Source organism: Phytobacter sp. RSE-02, assembly GCF_040578655.1.
In the GTDB taxonomy this organism is placed as follows: domain Bacteria; phylum Pseudomonadota; class Gammaproteobacteria; order Enterobacterales; family Enterobacteriaceae; genus Phytobacter; species Phytobacter diazotrophicus.
The window spans coordinates 107,683-128,398 of record NZ_JBEULY010000003.1; the positions used below are offsets into that span (position 1 = coordinate 107,683).

Below are 20,716 nucleotides of genomic sequence, written 5' to 3' on the forward strand. Positions count from 1 at the left end.
TTCCGAAAAGGGTCAGTTCTGATAACGCTGGTGCTGGAAAATAAAAATGCCAGTGAAGCCTCAGTGCTTAATTAATGGGTTGCAAATCATTAAGTTTAATATATCCCCGCGCCTCGCCCAGCAGACCGGGTTTATTTTCATCACGTACCGCAACCTGAATCCAGTTAGCGTTGATTGTTTTTATTTTTACCAGTGGCGTTCCGGGAGTGACAGGCTGTAAATCTTTCGCCCCGTCATCGGGTTGTTGCTTGAAGTGTTTATTCTCTACCCCTGATTTTAGGGTATAGGTCATCATCCAGGGGAAGGCTTCACAACCCGCGTTTTTTTCAAGTTTATCGGTATCAATAGCCTTGCTATCCGCAGTTTTGAAATGCTTCAACTCGCCAGTAAAGTAACGATGGTCGCACTCTGTCGATCCGGTAAGTTTATCAACCGTAATAGCACCAGCACGCTCAATGTGCCCCTCTTTCCAGGTCAAAAACTCAGATGGAATATGGGGAAAGTAACGCTTGAGTTGCTCAGGTTCAGCGTCTTTTTTATCAACATTTAGGTTGATGACTTTCTCGACATTGTCGCCATCTTTAGTGACGAAATAACGGTATTTAAGTTCTGGTGTATTTCGCTGACCATCGTCGCTCCATACGGGCAGCCAGTAGACCTGAAGAATACCCTGGTGCAGGGTCTGTTCTGCGGCTGTGGAAAGTGAAGCAAAAAACAACGTGCTGATAACAATAAATGTCTTGAGCATGACCCGTCCCTTTCTAATTACTGCAATTTACATAACATGATGTAATCGTTACTGTAAAATTCTCAATACCTTCTTGTGTCAGGAAATCTTTCAGCTCATTCAATTTCGTTACGCTGTTGCCGACAAAGTTATCACCTTTTGTTGCACCAATAAGCAGGCAGCCATCTGTATTGTCAGGGTAATTCCCATTATGAATTAAGATATAACGTGAGACTGGAACGGATGAGTTATAAAGCAAAGGAACAGGATTATGTGATTGTACAGTGGGAATATTACTATTATGCCACTGCAATCTATAAGATCCTTCCGGAATCCTTTTTCTTAACCCGGATTCCGTCGTATCAGGTCCGGGGCGTTCAAGGATATAACCACTTATCGTACTGCCGGAAATATCATACGTACTGATCGTTGAACTGTCAGTTTGCCAGAGACGCTTTATGGAGATGAGATAATTTGCCATACACTCCCCTTAACGCTTTCAGCGATCCCTTTCGGGATCGCTGCAAAAGACCTTACGCTTCTTTGTTTTCTTTGATATTCCAGCCGGCACTGGTTTCAGCGCCTTTACCGCCAGAAGAAGACTGCTCCCAGTACTGCTGTTTCACTTTTGCAGCCTGGAATGCGTAAGTTACGCCAACGGTGTCGCCATTATCCGCACCGGTGTACTGCACGGAAGTTACTAACACTTCTTCCAGCGTAATGCGCGCATATTCAACCTGCTGACCGCCCGCTTTGCAGACAGAAAGCTCAACTTTGGTTAAGTGCTTGCCGCTGGCGCAGTGTTTCAGGATTGCCGTTGTGGATTTGTCAATTAATGCGTTTACATGCAGGTCATTGAAATTAACTTTACCGGCACCACCGCCGCCGCCGACGCTCATATTCCCTGGCTGTGAAGCGCCCCAGGAAAAAGAAGTAATATCAGTCCAGCCGGTGTGGTTAGAATCTTTCGACTCACCCGTAACGCCATCGACCTTCAGAAACATATCAATAGCCATAATATTTACTCTTCGTTAATGATGATTATTGCTTTCGAAAAAGCGTGTATATACCAGTCATCGCTGATGGTATAGAACTAATGGGTAAATATGGGGCCAGCTAAAACCGTCCATATTTTACCTCTCCCTCATATCCGCCATCATGACCCTGGCGGATATGCTTTGCACCCTCTGAACAACAAGGGTCGCGAAGATTAACGCTGTGAATTGTCTAATAAAATAATTCTAAAACTAGATTATATTGTGTTCCCGGAACCCGTTTTCCGGGTAGCCTGGGAATAGTTTAATTTACATAACATTATTGTGATGGGCAGTTCCAGATATATCACTACATATATCACTACGCGGGCGCTCTTTTACGCCGTGCCAAAGAATAATGATGCTATTTTAACGTTTTATAAAAAAAGCTCATTTTTTCTTCTCTTTTTTACAGGGAAAAACAGCAGACAGTGATTCAACAATAAGGGTTGATGCCCGGGTTCTACGCTCCTGCGGTGTTAAATTCGCAAAACGGGATGAGAGATGTTCATGGGCTGAGGAGGGAAGTAGCCGTTGATAACTGCACCAGGTTTTTCCTTCCGTCGCATCCATCACGCCAAGAAAATACATTTCAGCCTTGATCCGCTCCCGTTCGTTGATTTTCGAGAACCAGGCTTGCGCAAAACGCTCACTGCTCATATTGACGTCAAACCCTGTCAACAACCCGGTATCACGCAGAAAATTCGCGGTATCATCCTGGGGTAGCGGCTCTGCTCGCGGGTATTCATAGGTCTCAGCGTTTGCCAGTCCCGTCGCGAGACAACACAGCAGGCTAAGTGCGATGTAACGTTTTTTCATGTCCTGTTCCCTGTTCCCGGATGCGGCAAACATCACCGAACCTGTTCCTTACGTAGCCCCGGTAAGCGCTGCGCAACCGGGGGAAATATGACCGTCGTCCTTAAAAAACATATCAATAACCATACTGTCTTTTTTCGTTAATGGTGATTATTGTTTTCGAAAAGTACTTATATGGCAGCAGCATCGCATGAGTCCGAATAACAGTTTTCGTATTGTACACTGGTTTTTACTACAGCGAATGACATGCTATTATTCTTTCACTCCCTGCCCTTTCAAATTTAAGGATTGAAAATGAAAAAATTCCTCGCGCTGACTGCAATGTTTATTTTACTGCTTGCCGGAGCGTATACCCTTGTGGATATCATTCAATCGCTCTGGTTGGTTCTTAAATATGAATCGCTCAATCCCTACTCCACCGGCGCATTAACAGGAAAAGTGCTGTTTCTCCTGGTTGTCTGCGGTTTGTTTTTTCTTGTTCGTCGGATTTATAAGAATAAACTTACCCATCGTTAAGATCCAGCCAACCTGCTCCAGCGGTGCCTGAGGCCTACCGATGAAAATACCGTTTGCTGTATTCTTCACGCCTTTGGCGCCCTGGCAACAAAATGGTCAATGATCTGCTCGGTGAACATTCTGTTGGTACTGAGATAATTAATCGCCTCAATCCACGGTTCCAGTACGTCCTCTACCATAAAATAAAGCAAATCCAGATCGCCCGCCTCGCGCAAGGCATAGTAAATAGATTCATTAAGCTCTTTCAGATCCCTCGAGCTATAAATGGACCGTGAAATCATTGCCCCGACACCCAGCACACCGGTTATTTTGGCAGAAAGTAAAAAGCGCGGGATGATGTATGTGCCGAACCAGGAGGCCAGTTCACTGGCAAAAACCGTTTTAAAGGCCAACTTACCTAATTGAGAGCCAGCCACTTTTAGCATTATTTTTTCCAACTGCTCGTGATTTAAGCCGTGGACATAGCGATTGATGACAATATAGATAAGTTGCCAGAAGTCTTTGGACGTCACCCCACGTTTCGTTAGCTCGCCCAGACGAATGCGCTCCCTCTCATTGAGGCCACTGTTCTCGGTATCAAACATGTCCTTTGCCAGAGTCCACATATCCTGTGGTAAAGAGACAAAGCTATCGATGGCCGCCTGTAAGACGATATCCGCTGCGCTTTGCTTCTCGGGATTTAAAATCTTTAACATCCCCTCCGCTATCTGAACGGGTGAACCAGACATAATGGTGTGCTCCTTGCTGACCAATGGATTAAACAATATGTATGATGCACGGTGCCGCAGGCACGTTCACAGCCAGCCTGCGGCGTCTCCGCTCTTATGCCTCTTTGGTTTTCAGCGACGGCAGTTTTGATACCAGACGCAGTGAGACAGTCAGTCCTTCCAGTTGATAATGCGGACGCAGGAAGAATTTCGCGGTGTAGTAACCGGGGTTATCTTCAATCTCCTGCACCTGCACTTCGGCGGCGGCCAGCGGTTTGCGCGCTTTGGTCTCCTGAGAGGAGTTTGCCGGGTCGCCATCGACATAGTTCATCACCCAGTCGTTCAGCCAGCGCTCCATTTCATCACGCTCGCGGAAAGAGCCGATTTTGTCGCGCACAATGCACTTGAGATAGTGTGCAAAGCGGCAGCAGGCGAAGAGGTACGGCAAACGCGAGGCCAGACGCGCGTTAGCGGTCGCATCGGCGTCATGGTATTCCGTCGGTTTTTGCAGCGACTGGGCACCGATAAAGGCGGCAAAGTCAGAGTTTTTGCGGTGAATCAGTGGCATAAAGCCATTTTTCGCCAGCTCGGCTTCACGACGGTCACTGATGGCGATTTCAGTCGGGCACTTCATGTCCACGCCGCCGTCATCGCTCGGGAAGGTGTGGCATGGCAGGTTTTCCACCGCCCCGCCGGATTCGACACCGCGAATCGAGGTACACCAGCCGTACTCTTTGAAAGAGCGGTTGATGTTCGTCGCCATCGCATACGCCGCGTTCGCCCACGAGTAGTTGCTGTGGTTAGCGCCATCGGTCTCTTCTTCAAAGTCGAAGCTATCAACCGGGTTAGTGCGAATACCGTACGGCAGGCGTGACAGGAAGCGCGGCATCACCAGCCCCAGGTAGCGGGAGTCTTCCGATTCACGCAGCGAACGCCAGGCGGCGTACTCGGTGTTCTGGAAAATTTTGGTCAGGTCGCGCGGGTTCGCCAGCTCCTGCCAGGATTCCATCTGCATCACACTCGGTGCGGTACCGGTAATAAACGGACAGTGTGCCGCCGCGCCGATACGCGCCATTTCGCCCAGCAGTTCCACATCCTGCGGACTGTGATCGAAATAGTAGTCGCCAACCAGGCAGCCAAACGGTTCGCCACCGAACTGACCGTACTCTTCTTCGTAGATTTTTTTGAAGATAGGACTCTGGTCCCAGCCGACACCTTTGTAGCGTTTCAGGACACGCCCCAGTTCCGGCTTCGAAATGCTCATAAAGCGGATTTTCAGCATTTCGTCCGTTTCAGTGTTGTTGACCAGATAGCTCAGCCCACGCCAGGCGCTTTCCAGTTTCTGAAACTCTTCGTGGTGAATGATCTCATTGACCTGTTGAGAGAGTTTTTCATCAATCCCGGCAATCAGATTCTGAATCGTGCGATAAGTGTCCGAAGAGAAGGTAACGGTGTTAGCCAGCGCCTGCTGGGCCAGCGTCTGTACCGCAGACTCGACCGCTGAACGCGCCTGTTCCGTTTTCGGGCGAAACTCTTTGCTGAGCAGCGCGCTAAACTCGTCCTGGCTGAATGTTTCGCCCTGCGGCAAGTCTTGCTGTTGGGTTACATTGCTCATGATTTACTCCTCTTTACCTGACGTGCTATCGCGGTTGTCCGGCATCTGGCTCAGCGATTTCAGCAGTGTCGGATCTTTCAGGATTTTAGCAATCAGCTCTTCCGCGCCGTTTTTACCGTCCATATAGGTCAGCAGGTTGGAGAGCTGAGTACGGGCTTCAAGCAGTGAATTCAGCGGCTCGACTTTGCGTGCCACCGCATCCGGCAGGAAATCTTCCATGCTGTCGAAGGTCAGATCGACGTTCAATTTGCCTTCCCCGGTCAGCGTGTTGTCCACCTGGAAAGCCACGCGCGGTTTCAGCGCTTTCATGCGTTCATCGAAGTTGTCGATATCGATATCAAGGAACTTACGTTCGTCAACAGAAGGCAGATTATCAACCGGCTTACCCACCAGGTCGGCCATCACCCCCATCACAAACGGAAGCTGAATTTTGCGCTCCGCGCCATACACTTCCACGTCGTATTCAATCTGAACGCGTGGCGCGCGGTTACGCGCGATAAATTTTTGTCCACTGTTACTCGTTGCCATGATGTTCTCCATCGAAGATGCGCGGTGACGCTATCGGGATTGTTTCACCCTGTCGTCAAAGGTTATGGGTGACGCCCAAATATGTTTTCCAGTTGCTGCACGCCATCCGGCGCCAGATCGCGAACGATCGCCATAAAATCCAGTTCGATCAGCCGCTGTACGCGGTCAATCATCAGCGGGGCGGGATGGCTTGGCTCATGCTGAGCAAAATAGAGTTTCACTTTTTCCAGCATCAGTTGCGCATCAGCGCGGCTGTTAAGCTGCACGCTCCGCCAGTCCGTATGATTGGCAGGCGCTGCGGCGGGTGTCGTCGCCGACGCCTGAGGAATAGACGTTGTCGCTGTCTCGTCGGGCTGCGCCTCGTCGCCTGCGCGACCTGCGCGGTTAATCAAGGTTGCGGTCTTAATGAGTTGTTCCATTTCCGGCGCACCACTCTCCCCAAGACGTTCCACCAGCCAGCTACGGATGGTGAGCAACCGTCCCTCGATTTGCATCATGACGCTGGTGGCCTCTTTTCCGGCGCGGGCCAGTTCGTCAACCAGCCGTACGCGTCCGCCCGGAAAATTGGGGCACTCTGTTTTGCTACCGTCCAGTAGCGCCTGTGCGTCGCGAACTGTCAGCTCATCGCCATTGCTACGCAGTAAAATCGACTGGCGCAGTGTGGCGGTGAGTGTGGATTTATCACTGAGTTCTGCCAGCGCGTTAATACGGTAAAACGGATCTTCTTCACCGTTTTCTGTCAACGCGGGCCACAGATCATCCCAGTAGAGGGCCAGTGCCTGGCCGATAAGTGAAAGCCCGTCTGCATACCCTTCCAGACCACGGCGACGCGTCCAGGCATGGGTCAGCGCCAGCATGACGCGCAGATCTTTGGTGCGTGACAGCAGCGCGGTGGCCAGCTTTTCAACACGCGTCCAGTCTGCCGGCTCTGCGGGAATAATGGTGTCACCAAATTGCTGTTCCGCTTTGCCCTGGCTTGCCTGTTCCAGCGCCTGAAACTCAGCGTCATACTCCAGGTTTTCACCACAGGGCTGCGTCGGGCTGATGGGTTCAAGTAAGGTTTCAAGAGTCATACACAGATTCGCTTAATCAAACATCGGAGGATAAAGACCATGGCGCCCCGGTCGTGCACCGCCTGCCGGATCGAACAGCATGGTAAAAAGCTGCCCGGTAAAATTGCCGCTGTGCACATGCGTATAGAGCGGATAGCCATCGCTACGGTTGGTCCACCAGAAACTGGTCTGGCGCAGCGGGTCAAAACATTCCGCTGCCTGACGCCAGCTCAACGTCGGCGCCGCGTCGCCTTCGTAACCGATAACATCGAGAATTTCCGAGCGGTTTTCTTCTACCACGGGCTGCGGCGTGGGAATCGACAGCAGCGCCTGATCAAGTTGTTCGGCGGAGTAACTGTTGCGGATCGCATGCAGCAGGGTTCGCCCCAGTTGCTCATACCAGTCCCCCGACTGCGCCAGTTGGCGTGGAGACCACTCCAGCGGGTTTATCGCCAGCAGTGCGCACAGCGGATATTGCCGCCCGACGCTGTCGCGACCGGGTAACAGACAGCCCATCTGCACCTGCTGACCACCTAACATTGGCGGCACGACAAAATTCCATATCGGCGCATTGCCGAATTGCCTGTCCGCCGCACGCTCTTGCTCTTTTTGCCAGTTCAGTAGCCCCACCTGAAACCAGTGGGACCATTGACGCTGGAGCGCGTCCGGGAAACGTCGCTGTAAGAAGTCGCCGGCACTGGGCAATTTTCCATACCAGCTAATTGCACTCGTCGTAGTCATTCGACTTTCCTTGCGGTTAAGGGCATGCGAAACGGGGAAGCTGAAACGGGTTGCGAATGCTGCCAGGGATGAACTCAAGCGTGACCTGGTGTCCATCAACGTTATAGGTTGCCTGGCGGCTCAGGCTACTGCTGCCCGGTGTCACACGCGCCTTGTCAACAAAGCGGTTCAGCGCCCATGCTCCATTGGTCACCAGCGTCGAGGTGGTGCCGTTCGTCAGCCCAAGCTGCATCCGTACCTGGTTGGTTCCGCCCGGCCCTGGCCAGTTCACCAGTTGCACCGCCTGTGGACCGTGGCTGTAACGGAGAATCTGCCCATCCACATCCAGCGTCAGGTTTAAAATCGCGTTGTCCATGCTCACGGTACGCACCGTCACACGATAAGAGGGCGTCGTACTCCCCCCGGCAAAAAACGCATCGCGAATAGATTGCGCCTGTTGAAACGGCGCCAGTAATCCTTCGCTACCTGGCAAGGTCTTACCATCAATGCCCGGCATAAAGCGCCAGGGTGACTGGGTGGTATCCACTTTGCTGGTCAGGTTGTCACGAAAGAAACTGTCCATCAGGCCGGTGCCCGGGGCAAACATGCGCGCCAGGTCGTCTGGCGTTACTTCACTGCTGGCGTTACGAACCAGCGGGTAACGACCGGCGATGGCCTGACGGCAAAAACCGCCCACTTCGACGCTGATGCGCTTGCGGACATTTTCCAGCTCGCGGCTTTGCGTATCGCTGCTGGCGCCCACCGCCATATTGCTGAACATGGACTGCAACCCGCCGGGCAGACGCCCTGCGCTGGCCTGCAGCCGACTGATGGCTTCACCGCCGGGGGCAGGCATGCCGCTGTTGGCCGCATCCTGTACCGCTGTCAGATAGCGATAAAGTTCATCAATCTGCTTTAAAAAATCATCAAACACGATGGTTTTGCCGCCTTTTTCCAGCGGCTGAGCCAGTTCGATAATCGGCGCGTAGTGTTCCGTTACCCGCTGTTCCGGCGTCTGCGCCGTAGCGGCGGCAGGCGCAGTGTTCGCGTTATCACGATTGCCAAACAGCACGTTGAGTGTGCGGCTGGTGCTGTTGCCCTCCTCCGGCTTTTTTTCGCCCTCTTCCGGGGTGTCACGGGTCAGCGTCAATACCTGGCTTAAGTTGACCACCAACTGACGCAGCGGCGAACTGTTGCCCGAGAGCAGACGTGCTGTATTAATACGCTGTGAAAGATTAGCACTGTTGTTGAGCGCAATATCACTAAGGAAGCTGTCCCACTGGCTGATAAAATCCCGGGCGTAAAGCTGGCGTACCGCGTTATCCGTCTGCTGCTGATCTTCTTGTTTGACGGTGGAACCGAGTACCCAGGCATCATCGGTATGCAGCGCGTTGGTCACAGTACCAATCTGCTTATCGAAATGCTGCCAGTATCCGTCCGGGGTATATAAACCGGGGATACCGTCATTGAGCGACTTACCGCTCTTGCGCGAGAACACCAGCTCGCTTTGCGGGCCACCCAGCGAGGCCAGCGAAACCGGCTTGAGGTTTTCATCCGCCGCGAGCAGACGTTTCAGGCGTCCGTAGACGCGCGCCGCGAGCGGTTGCTGGTTGATTAACGCCTGCTCCCTGGCAATCAATGCTTCATCTTTGGCAAACGGCGAGGACTGAATTTGCGGCTCCAGCAGTTGGGTCAAATGCCATTCCAGACGACGAAGCTGGGCCTGTGTCATGTTCTGCGGCAGATTGCGCTCCAGGTTGAGCATGACCCACTGATGCAGGAACTTGCCGTCATAATGTTTCGGCTGGTAGAGCATCTGATACGCTTTTAACGCTTCGTAGCTGTATTCCACATCGCTACCGTTATCATTTCGCAGCCAGGTGGTGATGCGTGACGCCACATCCGGTAACAGCAACTCCTGCAACGCTTTTTGGTACAACGCCTGCGATGCGTCAGAGACGTCATAGCCACGATACAGCCCCATACGGCGGGTCAGTGGCGGGCTGTTAACGTCAAAGTCCTCACTTTGCGGCAGCGCCGCGAGGCTGTTTAGCAGCGGCAGTAAGGCAAAGACATCGCCTTGCGGACGCTCGCGCAGCGCTTTAATCTCCTGGCTGATACCAGGCACTTTGGCTTCGACTTCCTGCAGATAGGTTTTGTTGTTGCTGTAACTTGTCAGCCACAGACCGCTAATCACCACCAGCAGAACCAGCAGCGCGGCATAACCGGCCCACATGACCGCCCGGTTGCGCATTTCCCACCAGCGATTCTGTCCGGCAATACCGGCTTCCTGAAAAATAACGTTTTGCAGCAGGTTTTTGATAAAGAAGCTTTGTCCTTTACCGCCGGGTACCGGCTCCTCTTTGCTGACGCTATCCCAACTGTCACCGGTATTACCGCGAGGAAGCGAGAGCGAACGTCCCAGTTCTCCCATCACCCGGTCAAACGGCAACCCTTCCTGGGTACCGCTCGCCAGATAGATACCGCGTGGTGAAAATTCGGTTTCGAAGTTCGAGCGGGCAAACAGCGTTTGCAGATAATCGGCCAGTAGCGGACGCAGCGCGGCAAACTCCTGAGGGAACAGGTAGCTTTCGGCTCTCGCTTTCGGATCGCTCTCGTGCAGCAAAATATCCGGTAAGGCCGCATCAAGGCGCTGTTGCAGTAACGCGTACTCCTGGGTAAAACGCCCCATCAGGTCAAAATCGGCCTGCTTGCCCTCCTGCCAGGGGAAGGTAAAACCCCAGATCTGGTCACGCTGGGCTTTATCGAACCCGGCAAAATAGGCACGAAAGCCTTTCAGGAGATCCGCTTTCGTCACCAACACATAGACCGGAAAACGGATGCCCAGTTGTTCATGCAGTTCGGTCAGGCGTTTGCGTAGATTAAGCGCCTGTTCGCGTGAAGCATCGCCTGACTGGGTGAGCAGATCGGCGACGCTCACGGTGACAATCACCCCGTTGATGGGCTGACGGCGACGGTATTTTTGCAGCAGACCGAGGAATTTCAGCCATTCGCTGGCATCCTGCGCCTGCTCGCTCTCCTGGGTGCTGTAACGTCCGGCGGTGTCCAGCAGAACGGCTTCATTGGTAAACCACCAGTCACAGTTGCGCGTACCGCCAATCCCTCGCAGCGCCGTTTTGCCAAATTTGTCGGCCAGCGGAAATTGCAGCCCGGAGTTGACCAGCGCGGTGGTTTTCCCGGCGCCCGGCGCACCAATGACGACATACCAGGGCAACTGATACAGGTACTGCGTGCTGAAACGCTGGGTCCATTGCCCGCCACGCTGACCTGGTTGGTTGAAATGCGCTTTTTTCAGCACCTGAGACGCTTCTTCAAAACGGTCAGCCAGGATTTGCTCTTCGCTGTTCAACCGTTTGTGATCCGCCGTCTCTTTCGGCGCATTATCGCTTTTCAGGTTGTCCATCAGTTTGCGGTTCAGCCACGCGTTGTAAAGACGCGGAATAATGTGGCTTTGCACCCAGATGAAATACATCACCGCGATGGTGATAATCCGGTTTTGTTCAGACTCCAGCGGGCGTGAATCAACGACAGAGAGCAGCGGACCTATCATCCATATCACCGCTGCCAGCGCTGTCATCCCAAGAAAACCCCACAATATGCGGTTCGTCAGAATTGAAAGCAGACTATTCATCCTTAGTTTCCTTGTGGCAATCCGTTCAGTTCGGCTGCCGTATTACCCGGCGAAACCAGTAACGTTATCTCCACGCGGCGGTTGCGGGCGCGGTTTTCCGCCGTATTGTTCGGCGCGATGGGGTTCATTTCACCCCGCCCTTCCGCTTTCACGCGATCCGGCTGACTTAAATGTTTTTGCAACAGCGACTGTACGGAGCGCGCGCGTTCGAGGGACAGTTCATAGTTGGAAGCAAAGCGTGCGCTGCGGATCGGCACGTTATCGCTATAGCCCACCACCAGAATTTTGCCGCTGACGTTGTTCATGGCCTGCGCGACACGGTCAATCACCGGTGCGTAGTTTTCACGTGCCACCGTTGAACCCGACGCAAACAGCCCGTCGCCTTTCAGGGTGACAACGCTGCGATCCGTTTCATCGCGCACCGCGACAAGCCCGGCGTCGATTTCCGGTTTCAGGAAGCCGCGCAGGTTAAGCACGGGAGGCAACGATGGCGCCGGTTGGGCAATGGACGCTTCTGGCAATGTGGTCTGGTAAATTTTTGCCAGTACCGGGTTCGTGTTATCGCCAAGTCGCCAGTTAAGAACGATATAAAACAGGCAGGCAAGAAACCCGGCCAGCGCCACACAGGCCCACAGCGGGATCATTGGGCGCCAGAGTTTGCGCAGCACCGGCTGATCTTCCGGATGCGGCGACAACGACGGCGGATAATTTCCCCGTACGCCGCGAATCATCTGCCACAAACGCTGCTTGATGGTTTCAAGCTGGGTTCGCCCATTGTCCATGACCCGATAGCGACCTTCGAAGCCCAGCAACAGGCAAAAATTAATCAGCTCCAGCAGGACGATATGCTCACGCGGGTTTTGCGACAGGCGCGCCAGCAACTGGAAAAATTTCTCGCCACCCCAGGTTTCGTTGTGAAAGGTCACCAGCAGACCGCTGCCGGACCAGACGCCACGGCTTCCCCAGGGTGTCAGCGCCGCCGCTTCATCCAGAGCGGTACACAGGCAATAACGCGCCCCGACAATCACTTCATACGCAAGACCCGATTGCTGGCAGCGCACTTCAAAACGGCGAATTTCATCAATCAGTTGCTGGCGCAGACCGGCCTGGTCGTCGTGAGAAACAGAGTGGCGAATCTGCGGTATCGCGTTAAGCAGCGGGTTAGCGGCGGTCACCAGAGGGTTGTTACCGCCCGCGCCCGCAACATCGGCATCACGGCCGTTAGCGTGTTGTTCCTGCATATCTTGCGCTCGCTATTAATCTTTCGGGCTACGGACGGCCCAAAATTCCATGTCCAGTCCTGGAAATTCACCTGCCAGATGCAGCGCAAAGGCGCCGGATTTCTCCATTTCGCTCCAGAGCTCGCCCCCTTTTTCCAGTTCGAAGTAGTTGTAGCCCGCATGCCAGGGAATTTGCGGCGGCGCGACGGGCATTGCCCGCAGCTTCATACCGGGAAGCTGGAGTTGCACCAGGTCGCGGATTTTGGTGACCGGGGCGACTTTCATCTGCGCCGGGAAATGGGTTTGCAGCATCTCGCCTGGCACATTGGCTTTCACCGCCAGGACAAAACCAAACTCGCGCGCCATGCTGGTGGACGGCAGCGTCGCGACATTGAGGCCGTGGGTGCGTTCGGTAAGCGGCAGTTGAATGGCATGCTCTTCCAGCACCAGCGACAGCCCCTGACGTAACATCAGCACCAGACGGCTAAAGCAGCCGGCGAGGTTGTCGTGGTCATAAACCGGCAACACCTCTTCCGGCGCACGCGCGGATGTCCAGGTGGTTAGTTCGGTGGCAAATGCCAGCCATTCGCGCCACAGCTCTTCCGGGTGCAGCAGCGGCAAGGTTTTCAGATGCGAAATCAAGCCGACGTGATGATTGATCAATGCCAGCAGAGAGAATTCGACCATTTCCGTGGTATTGAAGCGGCCAGGCTGGCGCAGACGCTGGGCAAACTGCTGGCTACGCTGGGATAACAGGCTTTGCAGGTCGTTAATCATCGCGTACAGCGGCGCGCTGTTGGTGGCGTTGAGCATCGGTGGAATATAGGCCGAATCATGACGAATGTGATTATCGTTTCGCTTTTCCAGTATCTGAACCACACCCATCGCCGTCCACTCGGCGGTCAGATCTTTTTCCAGCATCAGTTTCAGGCGTAAACGACCAAACTGCACGGCTGCCGGACCAACGGAAATGGCGTTGTCATCATCCACTTCGGCTTCCCAGGCCACGTAGCGCGCCAGTGACTCTTTATCTTCGCTGAAGATAACCTCTTCACGCCCACCCCGGCGGGCAGGTAAGGCCAGCACGACACGCTCATTGGTTACGTTATCCCCAATGGCTAATGGCGCGGGCGCATGACGCGGATCGTGAAAGGAAAAAAAGGTGCCATCCGGTAGCAGACCGCTGGCATAACTCAGCGCGATACAGCCCTGGCGCAACATTGCGTCATCCAGTTCAAGGTCCAGAAAGCCCCATAGCCAGGGCCGTTGTAACGCCCCCCATTCACGAATGTGGCTATGCAGGTGGCTTTCCGCACGTTGAAAATGATGAGGACGCAGAAACATACCCTCGGTCCAGACGACCTTTTCTGCTTTGTTCATGCTGTTTTCCTGTTAAGACTGGGCGCTATCTGGAAACGACGCGGATCCCGTTCACGTCGAGAAAAACGCTGGCTTCAAGTGAGTCAGACGACCATTTCCAGAATTCATAAAAGCGACTTTCACCCTGCACGGGAAGCGGAATGGAGATCCGCCATTTTTTGCCATCCAGCGCCTGATACTCCGCCATCACGCCGATATAGCGTGCTTCCGGGGTAGCCTGGCCGGTGAGTGTTTTTGTCAGTTGACCGGGCAGTAAGAAGAACTCATCGCTGTTGAGCAGGTTACCCCCAAGGGTGCTTCCCGCATTGTTTTGTAGCGACCAGAAATCGGCGGACATAAATGTCGCGTCGGATTTCAACAGCAAAACCCTGACTTTGAGCGGCGCGGATGCGTTGACCTGCGGGTGCGCCTGGAACTGAAGGGTGTAACTGGCAGGTACGCTATGTGAAGTCGATCCACAACCGCTGACCAGGGTGGTCAGCGTAAGGAAAAACGCCAGGATGAGCTGGCGTACCACGAAGTTAGTTTTCATATCCATCGCTCATGATGGCGAATTAATTGAGAATCCACGTACCTGAGTTGCTGTTTTTACACGCTTTGCTGCTACCATCAACCGACACACAGGTCTGTTTCTGACGGGCTCTCAGGCGCGGGGTTTGCTTGCGTACCGTTTCGTCGTACAACTCGCTTTTCACTACAGCACGCATCGGAACATAACCAATCAACTCTTCCTGACCTTCATCGGCCAGAGCCATCCAGAAGTGCTCAACCTGGCCCAGTACAACGTAGGTTTTACCGGTTTGCAGTTGACGGATCATTTTGCCGCCGTAATCCGGCGTGCTCATCAGCGACGCAGGATAGAGTGCACGGTAGTTCTCTTTGATGGGTTGAAACTCTTTCGGTGGTTTTACCGCATAGCGGTGGGTAAGCGTGGTGCCATTCACCTCGCTGGTCACAATCGTGTCGTCTGTGGGCGTCGCCGGCGGTGGTGCTTTACATGCGGAGAGTGCAAAAACAAACAGAAGGGCTAATACATTTCGCATTTTCATAACGGTGATTTCCATTGCAAATATATTACTGTGTGGAACTGGAACGTTTAGGAAAGAACTTTTTCATTCTTTCAAAATAAGTCTCTCCCTTACCCTGCAAACCGATCAAATAATGAATTAAAGGCATAGCTACCGCACGAGCCGTTGCACCAGCAAGGCAGCGAAATATGACTTCATCAATGATAATCGTGTCTAAATTTTACAGACGAGACGATACAATTCAATATCATCTCAGCCTTAATGAAAAATGAATATTTAAAATTTATCTAAATTAAGATAATTCTCAAGAAATAATTTCACTTAGGTCTTATGACGGTAGGAATCACAACCAGGCAGAGCTTAGAACCCCTTCAAATGAAGATCAACCTACTGTATTTAATGATTTTATCTATCAACGCACAGCAAGAACACATCACGCCACCTTCGTTATCAGATAAATCCTAAAAAGATATTTTTGCATATTTAACCCCTCATTATTAGTAGCCTCAAAACCACATTTACTGTGCGGAGTATTGAATGACGCCTGATAAGTCAAGACCTGTCAGGTCGACAAAGTGAAATATCAAAGCTGTGCAAAGTGAATATTATTCACCTGGTCTGACCATAGCGAAATAATCAACAGCGAAAATATTTTATCCCAGCTAAATAAATTGTTTTCAGTGCGACACTATTTAGCACCGCTAACTCAATGTGAACGGACAGTAAATGAATCAATTCAGCTTATTTGATGCAAAACAAATATAACAATTAGTTTTCAATAAGAAAAACTGATCAATCACCGTTATTTTATTTGACGAAAATCTTATTTATTTGCGGAAATACCTGTTTCCTACCTAATTTGAGTTAAATAAATGATCAAAATGCGTGCAAAGAACTTTTAAGTCATAACTTTTACTTATAGGTATGGGCGGCAAGGTAAATTGTCTGGAAGGGCGGAAAATGCCACACAGTGCACGCCGTTCGGCTGATATTCGACTAAGGTTTTCACAAGGTTGGCTACTGCGGCCTCGCTTTTCACCCGCTAAGGAGAACATTTAATGACAAGACCTGATTTGCGCCGTCAGCGCACCTTGTATCTTGCTATGCACATCGCACTGGGCGGCGCCCTGCTGTCGCTTATCCCGTCGGCACTGGCGGCGGACGCGCCCAACACGCCACAGTCACCGGATATCCTGCTCGGCCCTTTGTTTAGCGATGTGCAAAGCGCCAAACTCTTTCCCGATCAAAAAACCTTCGCTGATGCCGTTCCCAAGGGTGACCCCTTGATGATCCTTGCGGACTACCGGATGCAGCGAAACCAGACCAGCTTTGATCTACGCCACTTTGTTAACGTCAACTTTGATCTGCCAAAAGAAGGGGAAAAGTATGTTCCCCCGGAAGGGCAAAACCTGCGTGAGCATATTGATGGCCTGTGGCCCGTGCTGACGCGCACGACGGACAAAGCCGGTAAATGGGACTCTCTGCTCCCTCTGCCGAAGCCTTATGTGGTGCCGGGAGGCCGTTTTCGCGAGGTCTACTACTGGGACAGTTATTTCACCATGCTGGGCCTGGCGGAGAGCGGACACTGGGACAAAATTGAAGATATGGTGGCTAACTTCGCCTATGAAATTGATACCTGGGGCCACATTCCCAACGGCAACCGTAGTTACTATCTGAGCCGCTCCCAACCGCCGTTCTTTGCATTTATGGTTGAATTACTGGCATCCCATGACGGTGATGACGTGCTCAAGACCTACCTGCCAGAGATGGAAAAAGAGTACCACTACTGGATGGACGGGCTGGAGGGGCTGCAAAACGGTCAGGCCAGCAAGCGGGTCGTTAAGCTTGATGACGGTTCGGTGCTGAACCGCTACTGGGATGATAAAGACACCCCGCGCCCGGAATCCTGGCTGGATGATGTCACCACCGCGAAGAACAACCCCAATCGTCCGGCAACAGAGATCTACCGGGATCTGCGCTCCGCTGCGGCATCGGGCTGGGATTTCAGCTCACGCTGGATGGATAACCCCGAACAACTGGGGACCATCCGCACCACCAGCATCGTACCAGTGGATTTGAATGCGCTGATGTTCAAACTGGAAAAAATGATCGCCCGCGCCAGCCAGGCGTCCGGTGACAGCGCTAAAGCGAGCCAGTATGAAGCGCTGGCCTCGGCCCGCCAGAAAGCCATTGAAGCCAACTTGTGGAATGATAAAGAGGGCTGGTATGCCGATTACGACCTGAAAACCAAAAAGGTTCGTAATCAGTTAACGGCGGCCGCCCTCTTCCCACTGTATGTGAATGCGGCGGCAAAAGATCGCGCGACAAAAGTAGCGGCAGCCACGCAGTCGCGGCTGTTGAAGCCCGGTGGGATTTCCACAACCACCGTCAACAGTGGTCAACAATGGGATGCACCGAATGGCTGGGCGCCCCTGCAATGGGTGGCGGTCGCCGGTTTGCAAAACTACGACCAGAAAAAACTGTCGATGGATGTCACCTGGCGCTTCCTGTCAAACGTGCAACATACCTATGACCGCGAGAAGAAGCTGGTGGAAAAATATGATGTCAGCAGCACCGGGACAGGTGGCGGCGGCGGAGAATACCCGTTGCAGGATGGTTTCGGCTGGACAAACGGCGTGACGCTGAAAATGCTCGATCTGGTTTGTCCGAAAGAGCAGCCTTGTGACAGTCTGCCTGCCAGTCAGCCAGTTGCCCAGACGGCAACCGAACCGCAAAAAGCGGCGGCACAGTAACACAATAAAAGCATAATAAAAGAAAAGGCCGGTGAGTTTGTTCACCGGCCTTATTCATTTATAGAAACAATTAACCCCGCCGTAACAGCCTAAAGACTGCCAGTACAATGATGGCACCCACCACCGCAACCAGGAAGCTATGAAGGTTGAAACCCGTTACATCGCCGCCAAAATTAAAGCGGGTCGCCAGCCAACCACCGACTACCGCCCCCACGATCCCAAGTAGACAGGTCAAAATGAATCCGCCGCCATCCCGGCCAGGCATGATTAATTTTGCGATAACCCCTGCAATCAGACCAAAAACAATCCACGCGATGATGCCCATTTACTTTTCTCCTGCTACAACGTCATATGTACGTATCGTGCATAATTCCCGCACGTTGACTAGAGTATAGGCGATAGTGTGAAAAGCATTTTCATCTCACGGACTTAATTGCAATTCCTCAGAAAATTTTTATGAATTTGTATTAAGAATTCTCCGGAATTGCCGATAGTGCATCAAGACTGTCTGTCAGTGATCAAGGAGCCTTTCGGCGTGAGTAAGTACAGTGAGCAGTTCCTGAAAAATAGTCCATTAGCCGTACTCGGCGTCTTACGCGATTTGCAAAAGAGCCAGGTACCTGTGTGCATTGCATGGTCGAGCGGGCAATTCATCAGTAAGATCCTCGAAGTGAACCCCGAAGAGCTGATCATGGACTTTGGTAGTCAGGAGTTTGATAACACAGCAGTGCAACGCGCCACAAAAGTGACCATCACCGCCGAAACCCAGGGTGCCAAAGTCGAATTTACCCTTCCCACACTGCACAGCGGCGATTATCAGGCTTTGCCCGCTTTTATTTCTGAACTGCCAGAAAGTCTCTATTTCATTCAGCGTCGCGAATACTTTCGCATCAACGCCCCGCTACACCCTGCCTATTTCTGTAAAGCCAAAATGCCGGACAAAAAGACGGAGCTGCGTTTCCGCCTGTTCGACCTTTCACTCGGCGGTATGGGCGCGTTACTGGATGGCACCGTTCCGGAAGGATTGCAGGCAGGTATGCGCTTTTCCCAGATAGAACTGGATATGGCTTCATGGGGACAGTTCTATTTTGACGCACAGCTTATCGCCATCGGTGAGCGAAAAGTGGTAGACGGCAAAAACGAAACCATCACCACGCCGCGTCTGAGTTTTCGCTTTCTTAACGTAAGCCCCGGCGTTGAGCGTGAACTCCAGCGTATTATTTTTGCGCTTGAGCGCGAGGCCCGCGAACGCGCCAGCCGCGTACGCTAAAAAAAGACCCGCTCATCCAGGCGGGTCTTTTCACATTGATATGGCGTTTACATGGCGTTCATTGCTTTCTGTACTTTCCAGATGTAGCGCGGCGCCTGTGGTGCCGGGTGGTTTTCTACCACGTGTTCAAAAAAGCCATCAGCGCTCAGGTCGTTAATCTTGTCGATCGCTTTTTTCCGGTCGGATGAGAATGTCCGCAGCAGCGCGCCTGCGCCGTTCACATAGGAGACCACCAGCGCATATTGCATCACTTGCGGATCTTTTATTCCCGCCAGTACACCGTGCTCCATAATGCTCAAATACGCTGCCCCCATGGAGATATTGCGCTCCGGGTTTTTCAGCTCGCTGGTTGAAGGCTCACCGCTCCAGCCCATATAGCGATATACTTCGCGCCCGGAGGTGGAGGCTTTTAACTGCATCAGCCCAACGGCGTTTGATTTACTGACAAGGTTGGGGTTGCCGCCTGACTCAACCGCAATCATCGCGGTAATCAGACGCGGACTGACGCCCCACGCCGCCCCCGCTTTTTCACTGACTGGCATCCACTGCATGGCCCGTTTTACCGGGACTTCCGGGTTCCAGTCCGGGTTACGGTAGTCCGTGCGTTTCGAGCTACAACCCGCCAGAAGCACAATTAAAAAAGCAAACCATCTCAATTTCACACGCAATCCTTCTTTGGTGAACGCATCACTATGGATGACAACAAACAGGGTTAGCGGCATGATAACCGTTTCCAATTAGATGTCAGCAAGGAATTGCCATGTCGAGGTTTCATTTGATTGCGCCCTCCGGTTACTGCATTAATCAGCAGGCCGCAGCGCTTGGGGTTCAACGGCTGGAGTTACAGGGACATCAGGTGGGTAACCGTGGTGTCATTACCCGCCGCGACCAACGCTTTGCGGGTCAGGAGAGCGAACGTCTCCATGATCTCAACGCCCTGGTCGCGCTCGAAGGTGCGGATATTATCGTTCTCCCCGTTCGCGGCGGCTATGGCGCCAGCCGCCTGCTGGAAGATATCGACTGGCCGGGCCTTATTCGCCGACAACAATCCCAGCCGTTGTTTATCTGTGGACACAGCGATTTTACGGTCGTGCAGATGGGCTTATTAGCCCGTGGCGGCGTGATCACCTTTAGCGGCCCGATGTTGGCCGGCAATTTCGGCGCACCAACACTGAATGAATTTACCGGGCGCCATTTCTGGCAGGCGCTGCGCCAGCCTGAACTGACCGTCGAGTGGCGCGGCGAAGGCCCACGTTGTCACACCCAGGGCACGTTATGGGGGGGAAATCTGGCGATGCTGGTTTCGCTTATCGGCACGCCGTGGCTGCCGGATATTGAGGATGGCATTCTGGTGGTTGAGGATATCAATGAGCATCCTTTCCGCGTGGAACGTATGCTGTTGCAGTTGCTGCATTGCGGCATTCTCGCGCGTCAGAAAGCGCTGGTACTGGGCAGTTTCACCAGCGCCGATCCCAATGAATACGATGCAGGCTACAATCTTAATACGATGGTGGAATACCTGCGAAGCAGGCTCTCGATCCCGGTGATAACGGGGCTTGCATTTGGTCACGAGCAAGAGACCGTCACGCTGCCTCTCGGCGCGCATGCGGTATTAGAGCATGATGAGCGCTCACGACTGACTATGTCCGGTCATCCCGTATTGGGCGCATAAAAAAACGTTTAACCGACTGATTAAAT

20 protein-coding genes are annotated in these 20,716 nt (G+C 52.7%); 4 read left to right on the forward strand and 16 right to left on the reverse strand.

Annotation, left to right across the window (positions count from 1 at the left end):
- Positions 1-67 precede the first annotated feature (67 nt).
- The 4 genes from ABU190_RS07270 to ABU190_RS07285 all read right to left on the reverse strand — a co-directional run bounded on the left by ABU190_RS07270 (position 68) and on the right by ABU190_RS07285 (position 2,580).
- Entirely contained in the window at positions 68-748 is a 681-nt protein-coding gene (locus ABU190_RS07270; protein WP_354690884.1) for a hypothetical protein, read from the reverse strand.
- A 13-nt stretch (positions 749-761) separates the two neighbouring features.
- Entirely contained in the window at positions 762-1,208 is a 447-nt protein-coding gene (locus ABU190_RS07275) for a DUF5675 family protein (RefSeq protein WP_354690885.1), read from the reverse strand.
- A 52-nt stretch (positions 1,209-1,260) separates the two neighbouring features.
- Positions 1,261-1,743, reverse strand: a complete 483-nt coding sequence (locus tag ABU190_RS07280; protein ID WP_039079483.1) for a type VI secretion system tube protein Hcp — start codon at positions 1,741-1,743, stop codon at positions 1,261-1,263.
- 408 nt (positions 1,744-2,151) lie between these two features.
- Complete coding sequence (locus ABU190_RS07285) at positions 2,152-2,580, reverse strand: Rap1a/Tai family immunity protein (RefSeq protein ID WP_354690886.1); 429 nt, start codon at positions 2,578-2,580, stop codon at positions 2,152-2,154.
- Positions 2,581-2,871: 291 nt separating this feature from the next.
- Between ABU190_RS07285 and ABU190_RS07290 the strand changes: the two genes are divergently transcribed.
- A complete protein-coding gene (locus ABU190_RS07290) occupies positions 2,872-3,093 on the forward strand; it encodes a hypothetical protein (RefSeq protein WP_071195227.1) in 222 nt (73 codons plus the stop codon).
- Positions 3,094-3,158: 65 nt separating this feature from the next.
- Here ABU190_RS07290 and ABU190_RS07295 read toward each other — a convergent pair whose 3' ends face one another.
- From ABU190_RS07295 to ABU190_RS07340, 10 genes are all read right to left on the reverse strand, one after another.
- Positions 3,159-3,821: a hypothetical protein gene (locus tag ABU190_RS07295; protein WP_052249280.1), complete on the reverse strand. Its 663-nt coding sequence runs from the start codon at positions 3,819-3,821 to the stop codon at positions 3,159-3,161.
- 94 nt (positions 3,822-3,915) lie between these two features.
- Positions 3,916-5,415, reverse strand: a complete 1,500-nt coding sequence (gene tssC / locus ABU190_RS07300; protein WP_039079486.1) for a type VI secretion system contractile sheath large subunit — start codon at positions 5,413-5,415, stop codon at positions 3,916-3,918.
- A gap of 3 nt (positions 5,416-5,418) precedes the next feature.
- Complete coding sequence (tssB, locus tag ABU190_RS07305) at positions 5,419-5,943, reverse strand: type VI secretion system contractile sheath small subunit (protein ID WP_354690887.1); 525 nt, start codon at positions 5,941-5,943, stop codon at positions 5,419-5,421.
- A 62-nt stretch (positions 5,944-6,005) separates the two neighbouring features.
- Positions 6,006-7,016, reverse strand: coding sequence for a type VI secretion system protein TssA (gene tssA, locus ABU190_RS07310; protein ID WP_354690888.1), 1,011 nt, complete (start codon positions 7,014-7,016; stop codon positions 6,006-6,008).
- A 12-nt stretch (positions 7,017-7,028) separates the two neighbouring features.
- The gene (gene tagF, locus ABU190_RS07315) at positions 7,029-7,736 is read right to left on the reverse strand and encodes a type VI secretion system-associated protein TagF (RefSeq protein ID WP_039079489.1); all 708 of its coding nucleotides are present in this window, start codon (positions 7,734-7,736) and stop codon (positions 7,029-7,031) included.
- Positions 7,737-7,752: 16 nt separating this feature from the next.
- Entirely contained in the window at positions 7,753-11,367 is a 3,615-nt protein-coding gene (gene tssM, locus ABU190_RS07320) for a type VI secretion system membrane subunit TssM (protein WP_354690889.1), read from the reverse strand.
- Between the two features lie 2 nt (positions 11,368-11,369).
- Positions 11,370-12,608, reverse strand: coding sequence for a DotU family type VI secretion system protein (locus tag ABU190_RS07325; RefSeq protein ID WP_354690890.1), 1,239 nt, complete (start codon positions 12,606-12,608; stop codon positions 11,370-11,372).
- Between the two features lie 15 nt (positions 12,609-12,623).
- A complete protein-coding gene (gene tssK / locus ABU190_RS07330) occupies positions 12,624-13,967 on the reverse strand; it encodes a type VI secretion system baseplate subunit TssK (protein ID WP_039079492.1) in 1,344 nt (447 codons plus the stop codon).
- 25 nt (positions 13,968-13,992) lie between these two features.
- A complete protein-coding gene (gene tssJ, locus ABU190_RS07335; RefSeq protein WP_296439189.1) occupies positions 13,993-14,499 on the reverse strand; it encodes a type VI secretion system lipoprotein TssJ in 507 nt (168 codons plus the stop codon).
- 22 nt (positions 14,500-14,521) lie between these two features.
- Entirely contained in the window at positions 14,522-15,016 is a 495-nt protein-coding gene (locus tag ABU190_RS07340; RefSeq protein ID WP_047370836.1) for a hypothetical protein, read from the reverse strand.
- A gap of 1,037 nt (positions 15,017-16,053) precedes the next feature.
- Here ABU190_RS07340 and ABU190_RS07345 point away from each other — a divergent pair.
- On the forward strand, positions 16,054-17,748 hold the full coding sequence (locus ABU190_RS07345; RefSeq protein ID WP_354690891.1) for an alpha,alpha-trehalase: 1,695 nt from the start codon (positions 16,054-16,056) through the stop codon (positions 17,746-17,748).
- Between the two features lie 70 nt (positions 17,749-17,818).
- On the opposite strand, the gene ABU190_RS07350 is transcribed toward ABU190_RS07345, so the two are convergent.
- Positions 17,819-18,073, reverse strand: coding sequence for a GlsB/YeaQ/YmgE family stress response membrane protein (locus tag ABU190_RS07350; RefSeq protein ID WP_039079496.1), 255 nt, complete (start codon positions 18,071-18,073; stop codon positions 17,819-17,821).
- A 210-nt stretch (positions 18,074-18,283) separates the two neighbouring features.
- Here ABU190_RS07350 and ABU190_RS07355 point away from each other — a divergent pair, with 210 nt between their 5' ends.
- The gene (locus ABU190_RS07355; RefSeq protein WP_039079497.1) at positions 18,284-19,018 is read left to right on the forward strand and encodes a flagellar brake protein; all 735 of its coding nucleotides are present in this window, start codon (positions 18,284-18,286) and stop codon (positions 19,016-19,018) included.
- Between the two features lie 47 nt (positions 19,019-19,065).
- Here the strand turns inward: ABU190_RS07355 and emtA are convergent, their stop codons facing one another.
- Positions 19,066-19,680 (reverse strand): membrane-bound lytic murein transglycosylase EmtA, encoded by a 615-nt coding sequence (gene emtA, locus ABU190_RS07360; RefSeq protein ID WP_090086066.1) that lies wholly within the window; start codon positions 19,678-19,680, stop codon positions 19,066-19,068.
- A gap of 98 nt (positions 19,681-19,778) precedes the next feature.
- On the opposite strand from emtA, the gene ldcA reads away from it, so the two are divergent.
- Positions 19,779-20,690: a muramoyltetrapeptide carboxypeptidase gene (ldcA, locus tag ABU190_RS07365; protein ID WP_354690892.1), complete on the forward strand. Its 912-nt coding sequence runs from the start codon at positions 19,779-19,781 to the stop codon at positions 20,688-20,690.
- Positions 20,691-20,716: the final 26 nt, after the last annotated feature.

Bases quoted from the DNA above. Each gene is read 5' to 3' on its own strand.
- ABU190_RS07270 (WP_354690884.1), bottom strand. From the start codon at position 748: ATGCTCAAGACATTTATTGTTATCAGCACGTTGTTTTTTGCTTCACTT.
- ABU190_RS07325 (WP_354690890.1), bottom strand. From the start codon at position 12,608: ATGCAGGAACAACACGCTAACGGCCGTGATGCCGATGTTGCGGGCGCG.
- ABU190_RS07290 (WP_071195227.1), top strand. From the start codon at position 2,872: ATGAAAAAATTCCTCGCGCTGACTGCAATGTTTATTTTACTGCTTGCC.
- ABU190_RS07285 (WP_354690886.1), bottom strand. From the start codon at position 2,580: ATGAAAAAACGTTACATCGCACTTAGCCTGCTGTGTTGTCTCGCGACG.
- tssA (WP_354690888.1), bottom strand. From the start codon at position 7,016: ATGACTCTTGAAACCTTACTTGAACCCATCAGCCCGACGCAGCCCTGT.
- tssJ (WP_296439189.1), bottom strand. From the start codon at position 14,499: ATGAAAACTAACTTCGTGGTACGCCAGCTCATCCTGGCGTTTTTCCTT.
- ABU190_RS07340 (WP_047370836.1), bottom strand. From the start codon at position 15,016: ATGAAAATGCGAAATGTATTAGCCCTTCTGTTTGTTTTTGCACTCTCC.
- ABU190_RS07350 (WP_039079496.1), bottom strand. From the start codon at position 18,073: ATGGGCATCATCGCGTGGATTGTTTTTGGTCTGATTGCAGGGGTTATC.
- tssB (WP_354690887.1), bottom strand. From the start codon at position 5,943: ATGGCAACGAGTAACAGTGGACAAAAATTTATCGCGCGTAACCGCGCG.
- ABU190_RS07275 (WP_354690885.1), bottom strand. From the start codon at position 1,208: ATGGCAAATTATCTCATCTCCATAAAGCGTCTCTGGCAAACTGACAGT.
- ABU190_RS07295 (WP_052249280.1), bottom strand. From the start codon at position 3,821: ATGTCTGGTTCACCCGTTCAGATAGCGGAGGGGATGTTAAAGATTTTA.
- tssM (WP_354690889.1), bottom strand. From the start codon at position 11,367: ATGAATAGTCTGCTTTCAATTCTGACGAACCGCATATTGTGGGGTTTT.
- ABU190_RS07345 (WP_354690891.1), top strand. From the start codon at position 16,054: ATGACAAGACCTGATTTGCGCCGTCAGCGCACCTTGTATCTTGCTATG.
- tssC (WP_039079486.1), bottom strand. From the start codon at position 5,415: ATGAGCAATGTAACCCAACAGCAAGACTTGCCGCAGGGCGAAACATTC.
- tagF (WP_039079489.1), bottom strand. From the start codon at position 7,736: ATGACTACGACGAGTGCAATTAGCTGGTATGGAAAATTGCCCAGTGCC.
- tssK (WP_039079492.1), bottom strand. From the start codon at position 13,967: ATGAACAAAGCAGAAAAGGTCGTCTGGACCGAGGGTATGTTTCTGCGT.
- ldcA (WP_354690892.1), top strand. From the start codon at position 19,779: ATGTCGAGGTTTCATTTGATTGCGCCCTCCGGTTACTGCATTAATCAG.
- ABU190_RS07280 (WP_039079483.1), bottom strand. From the start codon at position 1,743: ATGGCTATTGATATGTTTCTGAAGGTCGATGGCGTTACGGGTGAGTCG.